Source organism: Rothia sp. HMSC066G02 (genome assembly GCF_001813145.1).
Taxonomy (GTDB): Bacteria; Actinomycetota; Actinomycetes; order Actinomycetales; family Micrococcaceae; genus Rothia.
Genome location: NZ_KV811581.1, coordinates 1 through 334, shown reverse-complemented (window position 1 = coordinate 334; position 334 = coordinate 1). Strand labels below are relative to the sequence as shown.

The 334-nt window shown below is 46.1% G+C and carries 1 pseudogene; it reads left to right on the top strand.

Going from position 1 to position 334, the window contains the following annotated elements:
- A pseudogene (locus tag HMPREF2894_RS09130) lies at positions 1-334 on the top strand (peptidoglycan-binding protein); the annotation flags it as partial.

Here is a 334-nt window from a genome sequence, read left to right as displayed (position 1 = left end):
TCGACCCGGAGTGGACTAAAAAATTCTTCAACCAAGAGGACTATAGGGGAGCATACCATCTTGTCGATACTGACATGATTGGAATTTATACCCCAGCAGACCAGCAGCACCCTGCATATTCTGCGCCGCCGCCAGACTACACCTACACGTTTACTAAATTTCTAACGTCCGCTGATTTGGAATTCTATAATATCTACTATTATCAATGCCAAAACTATATGCTTTTGGCATCCGATTCGCGCCGCCTCGAATACGCAATGACCACCGAAGAACTATTCTTCCCCGCCATTCAAGACCTTTTTGAAGAAGGGAAAGGGTGGGTCATCACCCCCAA